Genomic DNA, 16,051 nt, shown 5'->3' with positions numbered 1-16,051 from the left:
CATAAGTACACACTCCGGGGCAGGCGGCGATTCTAACCGCTGAAACGGCAGGGCGACACACCGATGGGCACATCGTCGGAACTTTCATCCGCGCTCAGGCTTCGGACTCTGTAGGGCGCATCGGACCTCGATGGTTCGCTGCGAAGGCAAAATCTCCACAGACTCAGGAGCTTACCGATGGCAACTTCCCTCAATGGCAAACGCGTCGCTATTTTGGTTACCGATGGTTTCGAACAAGTCGAGTTGACCGGTCCCAAGGATGCCCTGGAACAGGCCGGCGTGCAGGTCGATATCCTGTCGGCCGAGACCGGTACGGTCAAAGGCTGGAACCATGACAAACCGGCGGACGACTTCCCCGTCGCCAACACCTTCCAGGCGGTGAGCATCGATCAATACGATGCAGTGCTGCTGCCGGGCGGTGTGCAGAATTCCGATACCATCCGCATTGATCAGGATGCTCAGCATCTGGTCAAGACTGCCGCATCGGCGGGCAAGCCGATCGCCGTGATCTGTCATGGCAGCTGGCTGCTGATCTCGGCGGGGCTGGTCAATGGCAAGACCATGACCAGCTACAAGACCGTCAAGGACGATCTGGTCAATGCCGGCGTCAACTGGGTCGATCAGGAAGTCGTCAAGGACGGCAACCTGATCAGCAGTCGCCAGCCGGATGATGTCCCGGCGTTCAGCCAGGCCCTGATTGACGCACTGGCTGCGTAATCTTCGCGGTCCCGTTCGCGAGCAGGCTCGCTCCCACACTTGAAGTGCATTCCCCTGTGGGAGCGAGCCTGCTCGCGAAGGCATGATCAGCGTTTCATCGCATCCTCAGCCCGGCGCAAACCGCAACACGCTATACTCCCGCTCTTTTTTCCGGAGCGACGTCATGTCCCTGCCTAGCCTGCGCCTCAAAGCCAACGCCGACCGTCGCCTGCGCAACGGCCACTTGTGGGTCTACAGCAACGAAATCGACGTGGCCGCCACGCCTCTGCACGGCTTCAAGGCCGGCGATCAGGCGGTGCTCGAAGCCGCCGGTGGCAAGCCGCTGGGCATCGTAGCGATGAGCCCGAACAACCTGATCTGCGCGCGCCTGCTCTCGCGCGACATCAAACTGGCACTGGACAAGTCGCTGCTGGTGCATCGCCTGAACGTCGCGCTGTCGTTGCGCGAGCGTCTGTTCGACAAGCCGTTCTACCGTCTGGTCTACGGCGATTCCGACCTGCTGCCAGGTCTGGTGGTCGATCGTTTCGGCGACATCCTCGTGGTGCAAATCGCCTCGGCGACCATGGAAGCGCACAAGGACGACGTGATCGCAGCGCTGACCCAAGTGCTCAAGCCAAGTGGCATTCTGTTCAAGAATGACTCCGCCGCCCGCGACGCCGAAGGTCTCAACCGCTACGTCGAAACCGTATTCGGTCTGGTACCGGAGTGGGTCGCGCTGGAAGAAAACGGCGTGAAGTTCGAGGCACCGGTCATTCAAGGTCAGAAAACCGGCTGGTTCTACGATCACCGTATGAACCGCGCGCGTCTGGCGCCCTACGCCAAAGGCAAACGCGTGCTGGACCTGTACAGCTACATCGGTGGCTGGGGCGTGCAGGCCGCGGCGTTCGGCGCCAGCGAAGTGTTCTGCGTCGACGCCTCCGCATTCGCCCTCGACAGTGTAGAGCGCAACGCTGCGCTGAACGGTTTCGCTGACAAGATGACCTGCATCGAAGGCGATGTCTTTGAAGCGCTGAAGGAACTGAAAGCCAGCGAAGAGCGTTTCGACGTAATCGTTGCCGATCCGCCAGCGTTCATCAAACGCAAGAAAGACATGAAGAATGGCGAAGGCGCCTACCGTCGTCTGAACGAGCAAGCCATGCGCCTGTTGACCAAGGACGGCATTCTGGTCAGTGCTTCGTGCTCCATGCACCTGCCGGAAGATGATCTGCAGAACATCCTGCTGACCAGCGCCCGTCACCTGGACCGCAATATCCAGATGCTCGAGCGTGGCGGCCAGGGCCCGGATCATCCGGTGCATCCGGCCATCGCCGAAACCCGCTACATCAAGAGCATCACCTGCCGTCTGCTGCCCAACAGCTGAATGCAGTTGAACACGGGGAGCCACTGAGCTCCCCGTTTTTTTGCGTCACCTTCCCGCCTTTCTTCACACTCGCCATGAGTGTCTTGTCGTGTTCCTACAATTATCTTCCAACTTTCTTGCAGGACGTTTCGCCACGCCTGTTAGTTATGGAAAATTAACCTACACGATAGATATCCAATACTAGATCACTCCGACAGAATTACTGGAATATTCCTACTTAATAACCCCTTGCCAATATTCGATTACAAACTATTATGAAGTTGTCGCCATGAGGCGACTTCAACTACTTATGAACAAGGAGTTCACATCATGAAAACCATTTATCTGGAAACAAACAAACTCGCCAACCTGGCCTTCCTGGTTGCAGCCAAAACCCGCTAAGCAAGTCTGGACGCCGGAGAGTGCCGGCACTCCGGCGTCCTTCAGACTTCCCTTGAGTGAATTGAATAAATGTATATCAGTCCTTTTCTATTTATATTGCCGCGCCCACCCGGACAGGTTGTATGGAACTATAAGACACATACTCAACACGAGCTTGATCTTGACTACTCCACTCGCCTCGCCCAACTTATAAACAACCCGAATCTGTATGACCCGCAAAACATAATAGACATACAACTTCTGCACGCAGGCATTCTAACCATTGCAAAAATAGACAGTCCCAATTGGGGCTGGGATGAGCTGTCGAAGATCTTTCACATCGGCACACAAAACATCCCTTGCGAACATGTGCCGCAAAACATTCATGAGTGGTCAAGACAATACCTGGCGCACTGCCGCGAAGTATTGGCAACCCCGGAACCCGCCAATCCCAGAACGCGGCAATCAGCAGCAGCGCTTATCGTCCTGCCTGCACCGTGTGATGTGAATGCTGACAGCCTGACTCAGGCATTGCTGCAGCGGAAGACCTGCCGATCCTATACCGGTGCTGCGGTGACCCTGGACGAGGTCGGCACGCTTCTGTATTTCACCCTCGGCTATCTCCCCGCGCGGGAAAACGCGCACGACGACCCCGTCGCGCCAGGCCTCGGCGAGCGTCGGAGCAGTCCGTCAGGCGGCGGCCTGAACGCCTGTGAGGGCTTTCTTCTCGCTCAGAATGTCTCCGGGCTCGAACCCGGCATCTATGCCTATCACCCTGCGGAGCACGCCTTGAGCCGGGTCAATCCGCTGCCCGACCCAGAGCTGGGGCAATTGCTCGGCGGCCAGCATTTCATCAATAACCTGCCGCTGGGCCTGTTCATCACCGCGCGATTCGATCGACTCTGGTGGAAGTACGAACATTCGCGCGCCTACCGCATGGCGTTCATTGATGCGGGTCATCTCTCGCAAACCTTCCAACTGGTGGCGACAACACTGGGGCTGAGTACCTGGCTGACGGGAGCGTTTGCCGACGCCCGGGTCGAAACCCTGCTCGGTCTCGAAGGCAGCGCCGAGCAGCCTTTGTTCTTCGTTGGGTGCGGAGAAAGCGATGGTCAGGCCATGTGCCAGGAAATGCGCGATCTGCTGTGCGGGGTACCGTCATGATTTCGACAGCGCTGGATGAGGGCGAAGCCCCGGTGTCATGGTCGCTTAAATTTACCCTTCCCGATTGGGAAAGCCGCGCGTCGGTTCGCAGCAGCACTCATGACTACCGGCTGCCGGCGAATGTCGAGCAGCAATTGCAAACGCGCTACTGGTTTCCCCCGGCCTTCCTGCCCTATCTGGCACATCCCGCCATCCAGGCCAAGGGTCGCGAAACGCTGCATCGCCTGACCGCCAATCACCTTGTGTATTTCCTCGATTACACCACGCTGCTTGAACATCGCATCGTCAACCGTGCGGTGGAAGTCATCGTGCACCGGGAGCTGCCCATCTACATACCACTGCCGATGAAGCACGCGGCGCTGCAGCTGTATACCGACGAGGGCTATCACGCACTGTTCTCAAACCAGATTGCCGAACAGATCGCCGCGCTCTACAACATCACCCGACGCCCTGTCATCCCCAGGCGCATCACCCGCATGAACGCCCTGATCGCGCGCGCACCGGAGAAGAACCGCGCACTGGCCTGGTTTCTACTTGGATTCGTCTCGGAAACCATCATTGCCCGGGAGCTGCTGGAGGTGTGTCGCGACACGCTGGTTTCCAGCGTGAACGACATGCTGCGCGATCACCTCGCCGACGAGGCCCGGCACAGTCGTTATTTTGCTGAAGCCTTCCATTACTTCTGGATCGCCATGAACAGTCGGCAGCGCCTGTTCGTCAGCAAGACGCTGGTGGAGATCATTTCGATTTTCTTCGAAGCCGACGAAAGCTGGCTGCAACAAAGCCTGCGTTCAGTCGGTATCGCTGACAGCGACGTGATGGAAATCGTCGGCGGCATGGCGACGGTGCCGGCCAACCGCGCCCGTGCCCGCGCTGGCTGCAAACCGACACTGGAGGCATTGCACAAGGCCGGTTTCTTTGCACTGCCCCACAACCAGACACTGTTCGCCAAGGCAGGATTGATCGATGGATAAACACAGCCGGGTAGTTACCCGCCGCCAACAGCGCGGCGCCGTCAGCCTGTTGCTGGCAATGATCCTGCTCGGCGTGTTCCCGCTGGATGTGCTCTTGCCGTCCTTCCCGGCGCTGGCGGCACACTTTGATCGATCCCCGAGCGACATCGCACTCTCGATCAGTCTGTTCGCCGTGGGCATTGCGTTTGCCCAGTTGCTGATCGGTCCGCTGTCCGACGTGGTCGGCCGCAAGGGTCTGCTGCTCGCCGGCATGACTGTGTCGCTGCTCGGCGCCCTTGGCTGTGTGCTGAGCAATGACTACACGCTGTTTCTGATTTTTCGGGTGATGCAGGCACTGGGATGCGGGTGCTTCGTGCTGTCCCAGGCTCTGGTGCAGGATCTGTTTGCAGGGAACGAGCGTGACCGCCTGCGAATCCTGATGGTCACCGCGACGGGGATCTTCATTTCGGTATCGCCGCTGGCGGGTACGTTTCTGCAAGCCACGTTCGGCTGGCGCGGCAGCTTCTGGGTGTTCATCGCCTTGGCCGCCGTGGTTCTGCTCAAGACCTGGCGACTGCTCGATAACAGCCGTCCTCCTCATGATGCCAACCGCCTGGGCTTCATCCAGTCCTACCAACGCGTCCTGGGCAATTTCGAATTTGTCAGCTGTTGGCTGATTTCCGCGTTCGCTTTCGCTTGCCACTTTTCCTTCATCGTCATTTCGCCGCTGATCTTCATGGAGCAGCTGCAAATGGCCCCCTACGATTTCGCCTTGATCCTGCTGATTTACGGCGCCTCCTATGTCTTCGGCGGCTTGCTCGCCAACGTGTTGAACCGGCTTATCAATGCCCAACAGCAGATTTTCACCGGACAGAGTCTGATCCTGATTTCGGGTCTGGTGATGCTCTACCTGGCCGCCAACCATGAGCTGTCAGCTGCGACGGTGCTTGTTCCGATGCTGATCTGCACGGCGGGCACCACCATTTCCCGGCCACCGGCCACCTCCCGGGCCATGAGCCTGTTCACCGAAAACGCCGGCGCATCGGCGTCTGCCGGCAGCACCATCATCTTTATCTGTGGCGGGCTGGTCAGCGCCCTGATCAGCCTTGGCCCGACCAACCTGCAAGCGACGCTGGGCTACGGATTTGTGGCGCTGAGCGGCATATCCCTGCTGCTCAACAGCGTGATCGGCCGTCGCACCCGCAACCTGCGCAGTGATCCGGTAATGCCGGGGGGCGACCATTGACCGTGCCAGTCGTCATTGAGCGAGCGCCTTGGGCACGGGAACAATGCTTTGCGCCATTCCCTCAGAACGCCAGCGGTGTAGAATCGCCTCATTCATCGCCATTCATCCCCGGCGGGTTTATGAGCTCAGGCTGAGACCAGCGGCGATCCCGCAACGTCATCGGCAGCTTCCGGACACACGGCCATTTTTCGGGTGTTTCAGAGGTCAACAGAAGCTCACTCCCCTTTAGTACGTGATTAGCCGCCCGGAGTGCTCCATGCCAGATTACCGCTCGAAAACATCCACCCACGGCCGCAACATGGCCGGCGCCCGCGCACTGTGGCGCGCCACCGGGATGAAGGATGACGACTTCAAGAAGCCGATCATCGCCATCGCCAACTCGTTCACCCAGTTCGTCCCGGGCCACGTGCACCTGAAGGACCTGGGTCAACTGGTCGCCCGCGAGATCGAACGCGCCGGTGGCGTGGCCAAGGAATTCAACACCATCGCCGTCGATGACGGCATCGCCATGGGCCACGATGGCATGCTGTATTCGTTGCCGAGCCGCGAGATCATCGCCGACTCCGTCGAGTACATGGTCAACGCCCACTGCGCTGACGCCATCGTGTGCATTTCCAACTGCGACAAGATCACCCCGGGCATGCTGATGGCTGCACTGCGCCTGAACATCCCGGTGATCTTCGTTTCCGGCGGTCCGATGGAAGCCGGCAAGACCAAACTCGCCTCCCACGGTCTCGACCTCGTCGACGCCATGGTGATCGCCGCCGACTCCAGCGCTTCTGACGAGAAAGTCGCCGAGTACGAGCGCAGCGCCTGCCCGACCTGCGGTTCGTGCTCCGGCATGTTCACCGCCAACTCGATGAACTGCCTGACCGAAGCACTGGGCCTGGCCTTGCCGGGCAACGGTTCCACCCTGGCCACCCACAGCGACCGCGAACAACTGTTCCTGCAGGCCGGGCGCACCATCGTCGAGCTGTGCAAGCGTTACTACGGCGAGAACGACGACTCTGTGCTGCCGCGCAACATCGCCAACTTCAAGGCGTTCGAGAACGCAATGATGCTCGACATCGCCATGGGCGGTTCGACCAACACCATCCTGCACTTGCTCGCTGCTGCCCAGGAGGCCGAGATCGATTTCGACCTGCGCGACATCGACCGTCTCTCGCGCAGCGTGCCGCAGCTGTGCAAAGTCGCGCCGAACATCCAGAAATACCACATGGAAGACGTGCACCGCGCCGGCGGCATTTTCAGCATCCTCGGTTCGCTGGCCCGTGGCGGGCTGCTGCACACCGACCTGCCGACCGTGCACAGTCGCAGCATGGAAGAAGCCATTGCCAAGTGGGACATCACCCAGACCAGCGACGAAGCCGTGCACCACTTCTTCAAGGCAGGTCCTGCGGGTATTCCGACCCAGACCGCATTCAGCCAGTCGACCCGCTGGGAAACCCTGGATGACGACCGTGAAAACGGCTGCATCCGCAGCTTCGAGCACGCTTATTCGAAAGAAGGCGGCCTCGCCGTGCTCTACGGCAACATCGCGCAGGATGGTTGCGTGGTGAAAACCGCCGGTGTCGATGAGTCGATCCACGTTTTCGAAGGCAACGCGAAGATCTTCGAAAGCCAGGACAGCGCCGTGCGCGGCATTCTTGCCGACGAAGTGAAGGAAGGCGACATCGTCATCATTCGCTACGAAGGCCCGAAAGGCGGCCCGGGCATGCAGGAAATGCTCTACCCGACTTCGTACCTGAAATCCAAAGGCCTGGGCAAAGCCTGTGCGCTGCTCACCGACGGCCGTTTCTCCGGCGGTACGTCCGGCCTGTCCATTGGTCACGCTTCGCCAGAAGCTGCGGCCGGTGGCGCGATCGGTCTGGTGCAGGATGGCGACAAAGTGCTGATCGACATTCCGAACCGCTCGATCAACCTGTTGGTCAGCGACGAAGAACTGGCGGCACGCCGCGCCGAGCAGGACAAGAAAGGCTGGAAACCGGTAGAGGTGCGTCCACGCAAAGTGACCACCGCCCTCAAGGCCTACGCTCTGCTGGCGACCAGTGCCGACAAGGGTGCTGTGCGTAACAAAGCGATGCTGGATGGGCTGTAAGCTTTAACCGTCGTACAAAAAAATGCCCCGCCAAGTGCGGGGCTGATCGTTCCCACGCTCTGCGTGGGAACGATCAAAAACAAGATCAAAAGATCGCAGCCTTCGGCAGCTCCTACATGTGATCGTGGCTTACTGGATTTCTTCAGGTTTGACGACCACCCAGTTCTTGTCCGCCGTCACCGGCAATCCTTCCTTGGCCTGCGCCGCTGCGTGCTTGGCCATCATGCCGTTGATCTGCGCCATGTACTTGTCCTTGCGGTTGATCCACAAGTGGATGCCGCCCTTGGCCACGTCGACATCATGGAACAGCATGTAACCGTCGCTGGTCGGGGTATCGCCGCCAACCAGTACCGGTTTTTTCCATTCGTCGATGTAGGTGAGAATCGCTGCGTGCTTACCGGCCATCCAGGTTGCCGGAGTCCACAGGTACGGAGTCAGTTCGAGGCCGAGGTTGGCCTTCTCGTCATATTTGCCGGCGGTGATCTGCTTGCGCGCGGTGGTCAGCTCGCCAGTCTTCTGATCCTTGAGCAGCAGTGAAACGCCAATGACGTTCTGCGGTTTGACGTTGTAGCCGTACTTGGGATCCGCCGCGACCATGCGCACCAGTTCCTCGGAGGCGGCGGTCATCACGTAGACCTCGATGCCATTCTCCATCAGCTTGTTGTACAGCTCCTGCTGACCGGTGAAGATCTTCGGCGGATTGACGTCCAGCTGCTTCACCACATCGCCTTCGTAATACGTCGCGGGCACCGGTTTGCCCGACGCCATCAACTCGTCGACATAGCCCTTGAGTTCCTTGAGGGTGAAGCCGGAAAACACCTGCGCCACCCATGGGTAGCAGACCATGTCGTCGACTTCACAGAGCCGGTAGTAATAACTGAACAGGCTCTCCTTGTGCTCGGCGGTGTCCTTGAACGGCATCAGTTTCAGCGAGGGATCGAGCTTGTCGCGGGTGATCAGGCCCTTGTTTTCCATGAACGGCAACAAAGACTCTTCGAGGTCGTAGCGGTAACTGGTGTTGTCCATGTCGAACACCGCGTAGTTACCCTTGTTGGCGTTGGCGGCGATCATCGCGTCGAGCGCCTTGGCCTGATCCGCCGGCCAATGCTTGAGCTCGGTGGCGTAAGCCTGACCAGTCAGGCCCGCAGCCAATGCCACAGCCAACAACGTGCGTGCAATTCTCATAGCGCTACTCCCCGATCCAAAGAGTTCGACGCTAACAAATAAGTGTGACAACCCTGGCCTGTCAGCGACCGCGTACGTCCCCTGCGCGTCAGCTGCATTGCCGACAGCGACACGCGCTTATTCCAAAAACGACGGACACCCTGCCATTTCGGTATTAAATCATTGCAAATCAAGCTGTTAGGCTTGCCGGTTCGCAGCAGCCCCGGATGGCTGTTGGCACAGTCTTTTCTGGAGTCCTCATGAATCTACCGCTGATTCTCAACCTGCTGGTGTTCCTCGCCCTGCTCTTCGGTCTGGCGCAAACCCGCCACACCACCTGGAGCCTGGCGAAAAAAGTCCTGCTTGCACTGGTCCTCGGCGTGGCGTTCGGCGTCGCCCTGCACACGATCTACGGTGCTGGCAACCCGGTACTGAAAGCCTCGATCGGCTGGTTCGATCTGGTCGGCAACGGCTACGTGCAGCTGCTGCAGATGATCGTGATCCCGCTGGTGTTCGCTTCGATCCTCAGCGCCGTGGCCCGTCTGCACAACGCCTCGTCGCTGGGCAAGATCAGTTTCCTGACCATCGGCACGCTGCTGTTCACCACCGCCATCGCGGCGCTGATCGGCATCGGCCTGACCAACCTGTTCGGCCTCACCGCTGAAGGTCTGGTCGCCGGCACTCAGGAAATGGCGCGCCTGCAAACCATTCAGAACGACTACGCCGGCAAGGTCGCCGACCTGAATGTGCCGCAGCTGCTGCTGTCGTTCATCCCGCAGAACCCGTTCGCCGACCTGGCCCGGGCCAAGCCGACCTCGATCATCAGTGTGGTGATTTTTGCCGCGTTCCTCGGGGTGGCTGCGCTGCAACTGCTCAAGGACGACGTCGAGAAAGGTCAGAAAGTGATCAACGCCATCGACACCCTGCAAGCCTGGGTGATGCGTCTGGTGCGTTTGGTGATGAAGTTGACCCCGTACGGTGTGCTGGCGCTGATGACCAAAGTGGTCGCCGGTTCCAACCTGCAGGACATCATCAAACTCGGCAGTTTCGTCGTGGTCTCGTATATCGGCCTGGGTCTGATGTTCGTGGTGCACGGCGTGCTGGTTTCGGCCGCCGGGATCAACCCGTTGCGCTTCTTCCGCAAGATCTGGCCGGTGCTGACGTTCGCCTTCACCAGCCGCTCCAGCGCCGCGACCATTCCGCTGAGCATCGAAGCGCAGACCCGTCGTCTGGGCATTCCGTCGTCGGTCGCCAGTTTCGCCGCATCGTTCGGCGCAACCATCGGCCAGAACGGTTGCGCCGGCCTCTATCCGGCGATGCTGGCGGTGATGGTCGCGCCAACGGTCGGCATCAACCCGCTGGATCCGCTGTGGATCGCGACGCTGGTGGCGATTGTCACGTTGAGTTCGGCCGGTGTTGCTGGGGTTGGTGGCGGTGCGACGTTCGCCGCCCTGATCGTGCTGCCGGCGATGGGCCTGCCGGTGTCACTGGTGGCATTGCTGATTTCGGTCGAGCCGTTGATCGACATGGGCCGCACGGCGTTGAACGTGAGTGGTTCGATCACCGCTGGGGCGATTACCAGCCAAGTCATGCAGCAGACGGATAAAGCGCTGCTAAATGCGGATGAGCACGCAGAGTTGGCCCAGGCTTAAGTAGCGCCTGACAGACCGCTATCGCGAGCAGGCTCACTCCTACAATTGGAATGCGTTCCCCTGTAGGAGTGAGCCTGCTCGCGATGCTTTTTAGGCTTTCTCCCAAACCTCGAAGTTGTACGCGGGTTTATCACCCTCTGCCGGATTCGGCACATTCGACACCAGTTTCCACTCGCTCAAATCAAACTCCGGAAACCACGCATCCCCTTGCGGGCTCAGCGCCACGCGGGTCAGGTACAGACGATCGGCCTGCGCCAGCCCTTGCGCGTACAACTGCGCGCCGCCAATCAGCATCAGTTCATCAACGCCCTGGGCTTTCGCCCATTCCTCGGCGCGCGCCACGGCGGCTTCCAGTGACGGGTAGACCTCGGCGCCTTCGAGCTGCAGATCCGGCTGACGGCTGACCACGATATTCAAGCGACCAGGCAACGGCCGACCGAGCGAATCCCAGGTCTTGCGGCCCATGATGATCGGCTTGCCGAGCGTGGTCGCCTTGAAGTATTTGAAGTCCCCCGGCAGGTGCCAGGGCATGCTGTTGTCGACGCCGATCACGCGGTTTTCACCGAGGGCTGCGATCAGGCTGAGGGGGAGTGATTTAGTCATGGCGGCGAGGATACCAGAGCCGCGCTTACCCCGATAAGCGCCACAGCGGTTATGCTCAGCGCTCGATTTAGCGACGGGACGCCGCGTGACTGAACTGACTCCACTGCAAAACCTCTGGCTCACCGAAACCATCCGCCTGCGCGAAGAACACGCGGGGCCGCTGGATGATCTGGAAGCCAATCGTCTGGCCCGCGCCGCTGGTGGCGATCTGCCGAGCCGCATTCAGTGCCGGGCGTTATGGCTGGCCGAGCGTGACGGACTGACTGCCGCCCTCAAGCATTGGCTGCAAGGCGCGCGGCTGGCGCTGGTGTTGTTGATGATTTTTGCCGTGCTCAGCGGCGCCGGTCTGGCTTTCGCCGCGCTTGGGCAGACGCCAGTGAATGTGTTCTGGGCGCTGGGCAGTCTGCTCGGGATCAATCTGCTTCTGCTGTTGAGCTGGGCGCTGGGGTTGATCTTCGCTGGCGAACACGGCGCCAGCCTTGGGCGCTTGTGGCTGTGGCTGAGTGAAAAATTCGCTCGCGACGCCAAAGCCGCGCAACTGGCGCCCGCCCTGCTGTTGCTGCTGCAACGCAAGAAACTCAATCGCTGGGCACTCGGCGCGCTGGTCAATGGCTTGTGGCTGCTGGCGATGCTCAGCGCGCTGATTTTGCTGCTGACGCTGATGGCCACCCGGCGTTACGGCTTTGTCTGGGAAACCACCCTCCTCGGCGCCGACACCTTTATCCACGTCACCCACGCCCTCGGCTATCTGCCGTCGCTGCTGGGCTTCAACGTGCCCAGGCAGGAGATGATTCGCGCCAGCGGCGATGGCGCCCTCGATATTGAAAGCGCCCGGCAGGCCTGGGCGACCTGGCTGGTCGGCGTGCTGGTGGTCTACGGCGTGCTGCCACGCCTGCTGCTCGCGCTGTTCTGTTTTTGGCGCTGGAACAGCGGCAAAGCCGCGCTGCGCCTGGATTTGAACCTGCCCGGCTACGCGCATTTGCGCGAACGGCTGATGCCGACCAGCGAGCGCCTCGGCGTCAACGACCCGGAGCCGGCGCAGCTGCATCGCGTCGAAAGCAACGTCGGCGAACTCGCCAGCGAAGGCGCGCTGCTGGTAGCGATCGAGTTGGACGAACAGCGCCCATGGCCACCCGCGCTGCCGAAAAACGTCAGCAACGCGGGCATCCTCGACAGTCGCGAATCGCGGCACAAACTGCTCGAGCAACTCAGTCGCTTCCCACCGGCGCGGCTGGCGATCGCCTGCGATCCGCGACGCTCGCCGGATCGCGGCAGCCTCGCGCTGATCGCCGAACTGGCACGCAATGCCGGCGCCACCCGCATCTGGCTGCTGCAAGCGCCGCCCGGCGAAGCGCTGGATGGCCAACGTCTGGGCGACTGGCACGCTGCGCTGCAACAGCTGGAACTGCCGTTCGCCGATTGCGCGCCGATGAACTGGCTGGAGAGCGGACATGACTGATGCACGCAAAGCCCCGTTGAAACTCGCGGTGGTCGGCCACACCAACGTCGGCAAGACCTCGCTGCTGCGCACACTGACCCGCGATGTCGGCTTCGGCGAAGTCTCGCACCGGCCGAGCACCACCCGGCACGTCGAAGGCGCGCGCTTGTCGGTGGACGGCGAGCCGTTGCTCGATCTGTACGATACGCCAGGGCTGGAAGATGCCATCGCCCTGCTGGATTTTCTCGAACGTCTGGAACGTCCCGGCGAACGCCTCGACGGCCCGGCGCGGCTGGCGCGGTTTCTCGACGGCAGCGAGGCGCGCCAGCGTTTTGAACAGGAAGCCAAGGTGCTGCGGCAATTGCTCGCCTCGGACGCCGGTCTGTATGTGATCGATGCCCGCGAACCGGTGCTGGCGAAATATCGCGACGAGCTGGAAGTGCTCGCCAGTTGCGGCAAACCGCTGCTGCCGGTGCTGAATTTCGTCAGCAGCGCCAACCATCGCGAGCCTGATTGGCGCGAAGCACTGGCGCGGCTGGGACTGCACGCGCTGGTACGGTTCGACAGCGTCGCACCGCCCGAGGATGGTGAACGCCGACTGTATGAAAGCCTCGCCCTGCTGCTGGAAAATGCACGGCCGCAACTGGAGCGGTTGATCGCCGATCAACAGGCCCAGCGCCGAGCCCGTCAACACAGTGCCGCGCGCTTGATTGCCGAATTGCTGATCGATTGCGCGGCGTGCCGGCGCAGTGTGGTCAGCGAGCCTGAACAGGAACAGCAGGCGGTCAGCGAATTGCGCAAAGCCGTGCGCCAGCGCGAGCAGAAGTGCGTTGAGGCGCTGCTCAAGCTCTACGCGTTTCGCCCGCAGGACGCGGCGGCCAGTGACTTGCCGTTGCTCGACGGGCGCTGGGGTGATGACCTGTTCAACCCGGAAACCCTGAAGCAGCTCGGCGTGCGCGTCGGCGGCGGCATTGCTGCCGGTGCAGCGGCCGGGGCTGGCGTGGATTTGTTGGTCGGCGGCATTACCCTCGGCGCAGCAGCACTGGCCGGGGCGATTGCCGGTGGCGCGCTGCAAACCGCGCGCAGTTATGGCAGTCGCCTGCTCGGCAGGCTCAAAGGCCAGCGGGAATTGACGGTGGATGACGCCGTGCTGCGCTTGTTGGCGTTGCGTCAGCGGCAATTGGTGTTGGCGCTGGATCAGCGCGGGCATGCGGCGATGGACAGCATCCAGGTGGCCACGCCTGTGGATAAGACCTGGCGCGAGGGCAAGCTGCCCGAAGCCTTGAGCAAGGCCCGGGCGCATCCGCAGTGGTCATCGTTGAACCCGCATGCGAAGTTGAATCAGGGGGAAAGGCAGGAGCAGATTGAGGCGTTGGTTGATCGGGTGCTTGAGCTTTAGATCGCTCCCCCCTCACCCCAGCCCTCTCCCGGAGGGAGAGGGGGCAGACTGTGTTGCTCTTGGGTCATACACCGACCTGAGATATCCAGTCGAACTCAGGTTTGAAAAGCATGGAGATCAGCTCCCTCTCCCTCCGGGAGAGGGCTGGGGTGAGGGCTGCAATCACTCAGCCGACAACAATTTCTCAGCCTTGCGCTTTAACACACTCAGATCCACCAGCGGCACTGCAACCTCCTTCGCCAACTCATCCCAGCGCCGTATACGCAGACTCAGCGCACACAACGGATCAGCCGCAAACGCATCTGCCTCAGCCGCGCTCATCACCCCGCCCTGATATTCCAGCGTGCGCCGACTCGCCTCACTCAACTGCGCGTAATACCCCGGCTCACGCAACGTCAGATAACGCTTGGCCTGCACGTGATACTCCACCAGCCGCGCCAGCCGCTCGCTGAAACCCGCCTCACGAAGATAATCCGCACCGAGCCGTTCATGGCTGACCACGCCATAACCGCCCATGTTGTCCGCGCCTTCGGCACATAGATGGCCGATGTCATGGAAAAACGCCGCGAGCACCACTTCATCATCACAGCCCTCGGCCATCGCCAACTCGGCGGCCTGGGACATGTGCTCGAGCTGCGACACCGGCTCGCCGATGTAATCGCTGGCACCGAAGCGTTCATACAGACCAAACACCCGCGCCACCACCTGCTGGTGATTCATGCCTCCTCCAGCAACTGCGCAATGTTGCGCTCGGCCAGCGCCGGGCCGACGCTCATGCCGACGCCGGTGTGCATCAGCGCCACGCTCAAACCCGGCGCCGGGCGCAGGAACGAGAACGGGCCGGGGCCGCGAGCGCCATAGACGCCCTGCCAGCGTTCGACCACTTGCACCCGGCAGCCCAGGGTCTGCTCGGCGAGTTCCAGCATCCAGTCGTCAATCTGCTCGGCATTGAACGGTGAAGCGTCGCTGCCGTAGTGATGTGAATCGCCAATGATCAGTTCGCCATAGGGTGTCGGGCTGATCAGCAGGTGAATGCCGTTGGCGTGCAGGTGCGGTTGTTCACGGAGGATCTGTGCCTGCACCGCCGCGGCTTCCGGCAAATCGGCGAAGGCGCCGTAGTGCACGCAGCTCAGACCGGTGAGCACGGCGTGTTGCAGATTGAAATCGATCTGCGGTTTGGCCCGGAGCATTTGCAAGCGGCAGACTTGCGGCTCAAGCGCGGCAATCGGCTCGGCGAGCAGAGTCTGATAATCATGGCCAGAGCAGACGATGATCTGCTTCGCGGCAAAACTGCCGGCGGTGCTGTGCAGATGTCCCGGCTCGACGTCGCGCACCAGGGTGGAAAAGTGAAACTCGACGCCGAGGTCGCGGCGCAGGTAGTCGATCAGTGCCGGGATGGCTTCGCGCGAGTACAGCTGTTGATCGTCAATGCCGTGCAGTGCGGCGCGGTGATGGCTGAACTGGCCGCCGTACACATCACGCAACGCGGTTGCGCGAAGCAGTTCGACGTTGTAGCCGTGCTCGATCGCGCGTCCGGCGCAGAACGCTTCGAGCAGGTGTTCTTCGGCTTCGCTGCGGGCGAACAGATAGGAGCCGTTGCGCTTGATCTGCAGTCCGGCGAGTTGCGCCCAGTCGCCCCAGATTTCTCGGCTGGCCTTGGCCAGTGCGAGCATGGTGCCGGGCGGCTGACCGGTGACCAGTGCCTGACCGAAGTTGCGCACCGAAGCGCCGAGGGGCGTAGCGGTGCGTTCGAATACCGCGACCTTGAGACTGCGTTTGGCAGCGGCGTAAGCGTGGGACAGGCCGAGGATGCCGGCGCCGACGATGAGCAGGTCTTTGGGTTGTGTCATAGAGTCAATCCCGCTTTTGTGGCGAGGGAGCTTGCTCCCGCTCGGCT

The 16,051-nt window shown here is 61.1% G+C and carries 13 protein-coding genes; 9 read left to right on the top strand and 4 right to left on the bottom strand.

The genetic code is table 11. The features are described 5' to 3' along the window. Window positions 1-177: 177 nt before the first annotated feature. From QRN33_RS08800 to ilvD, 6 genes are all read left to right on the top strand, one after another. A complete protein-coding gene (locus QRN33_RS08800) occupies window positions 178-717 on the top strand; it encodes a type 1 glutamine amidotransferase domain-containing protein (protein WP_116658317.1) in 540 nt (179 codons plus the stop codon). A 163-nt stretch (window positions 718-880) separates the two neighbouring features. Further along, a complete protein-coding gene (locus QRN33_RS08795; protein ID WP_285408083.1) occupies window positions 881-2,077 on the top strand; it encodes a class I SAM-dependent rRNA methyltransferase in 1,197 nt (398 codons plus the stop codon). 450 nt (window positions 2,078-2,527) lie between these two features. Beyond that, on the top strand, window positions 2,528-3,601 hold the full coding sequence (locus tag QRN33_RS08790; RefSeq protein ID WP_285408081.1) for a SagB family peptide dehydrogenase: 1,074 nt from the start codon (window positions 2,528-2,530) through the stop codon (window positions 3,599-3,601). After that, window positions 3,598-4,575, top strand: a complete 978-nt coding sequence (locus QRN33_RS08785) for a diiron oxygenase (RefSeq protein ID WP_042606539.1) — start codon at window positions 3,598-3,600, stop codon at window positions 4,573-4,575. The genes QRN33_RS08790 and QRN33_RS08785 overlap by 4 nt, the downstream gene beginning before the upstream one ends. Continuing rightward, on the top strand, window positions 4,568-5,800 hold the full coding sequence (locus QRN33_RS08780) for a multidrug effflux MFS transporter (protein WP_285408078.1): 1,233 nt from the start codon (window positions 4,568-4,570) through the stop codon (window positions 5,798-5,800). The genes QRN33_RS08785 and QRN33_RS08780 overlap by 8 nt, the downstream gene beginning before the upstream one ends. 256 nt (window positions 5,801-6,056) lie before the next feature. Continuing rightward, window positions 6,057-7,898, top strand: a complete 1,842-nt coding sequence (gene ilvD / locus QRN33_RS08775) for a dihydroxy-acid dehydratase (protein WP_024014684.1) — start codon at window positions 6,057-6,059, stop codon at window positions 7,896-7,898. Window positions 7,899-8,027: 129 nt separating this feature from the next. Here ilvD and QRN33_RS08770 read toward each other — a convergent pair whose 3' ends face one another. Next, a complete protein-coding gene (locus QRN33_RS08770) occupies window positions 8,028-9,083 on the bottom strand; it encodes an HAD family hydrolase (protein ID WP_227973257.1) in 1,056 nt (351 codons plus the stop codon). 239 nt (window positions 9,084-9,322) lie between these two features. On the opposite strand from QRN33_RS08770, the gene QRN33_RS08765 reads away from it, so the two are divergent. Then, window positions 9,323-10,714 (top strand): L-cystine transporter, encoded by a 1,392-nt coding sequence (locus QRN33_RS08765; RefSeq protein WP_285408075.1) that lies wholly within the window; start codon window positions 9,323-9,325, stop codon window positions 10,712-10,714. Window positions 10,715-10,804: 90 nt separating this feature from the next. On the opposite strand, the gene QRN33_RS08760 is transcribed toward QRN33_RS08765, so the two are convergent. After that, window positions 10,805-11,317, bottom strand: coding sequence for a dihydrofolate reductase (locus QRN33_RS08760; protein ID WP_285408073.1), 513 nt, complete (start codon window positions 11,315-11,317; stop codon window positions 10,805-10,807). 85 nt (window positions 11,318-11,402) lie between these two features. Between QRN33_RS08760 and QRN33_RS08755 the strand changes: the two genes are divergently transcribed. Further along, window positions 11,403-12,776, top strand: a complete 1,374-nt coding sequence (locus QRN33_RS08755) for a DUF2868 domain-containing protein (protein ID WP_285408071.1) — start codon at window positions 11,403-11,405, stop codon at window positions 12,774-12,776. Continuing rightward, window positions 12,769-14,154, top strand: a complete 1,386-nt coding sequence (locus QRN33_RS08750; RefSeq protein ID WP_285408069.1) for a GTPase/DUF3482 domain-containing protein — start codon at window positions 12,769-12,771, stop codon at window positions 14,152-14,154. The genes QRN33_RS08755 and QRN33_RS08750 overlap by 8 nt, the downstream gene beginning before the upstream one ends. A 162-nt stretch (window positions 14,155-14,316) precedes the next feature. Here QRN33_RS08750 and QRN33_RS08745 read toward each other — a convergent pair whose 3' ends face one another. After that, window positions 14,317-14,874 carry a phosphonate degradation HD-domain oxygenase gene (locus QRN33_RS08745; RefSeq protein ID WP_285408067.1) on the bottom strand — a complete coding sequence of 186 codons (558 nt, stop codon included), beginning with the start codon at window positions 14,872-14,874 and terminating at the stop codon, window positions 14,317-14,319. Next, window positions 14,871-16,004: a TIGR03364 family FAD-dependent oxidoreductase gene (locus tag QRN33_RS08740; protein WP_285408065.1), complete on the bottom strand. Its 1,134-nt coding sequence runs from the start codon at window positions 16,002-16,004 to the stop codon at window positions 14,871-14,873. Before QRN33_RS08740 ends, QRN33_RS08745 begins: the two co-directional genes overlap by 4 nt. Window positions 16,005-16,051 lie beyond the last annotated feature (47 nt).

This window comes from Pseudomonas sp. FR229a, assembly GCF_030209115.1.
GTDB classification, from domain to species: Bacteria; Pseudomonadota; Gammaproteobacteria; order Pseudomonadales; family Pseudomonadaceae; genus Aquipseudomonas; species Aquipseudomonas moraviensis_A.
This window is presented reverse-complemented; position numbering and strand designations above follow the sequence as displayed.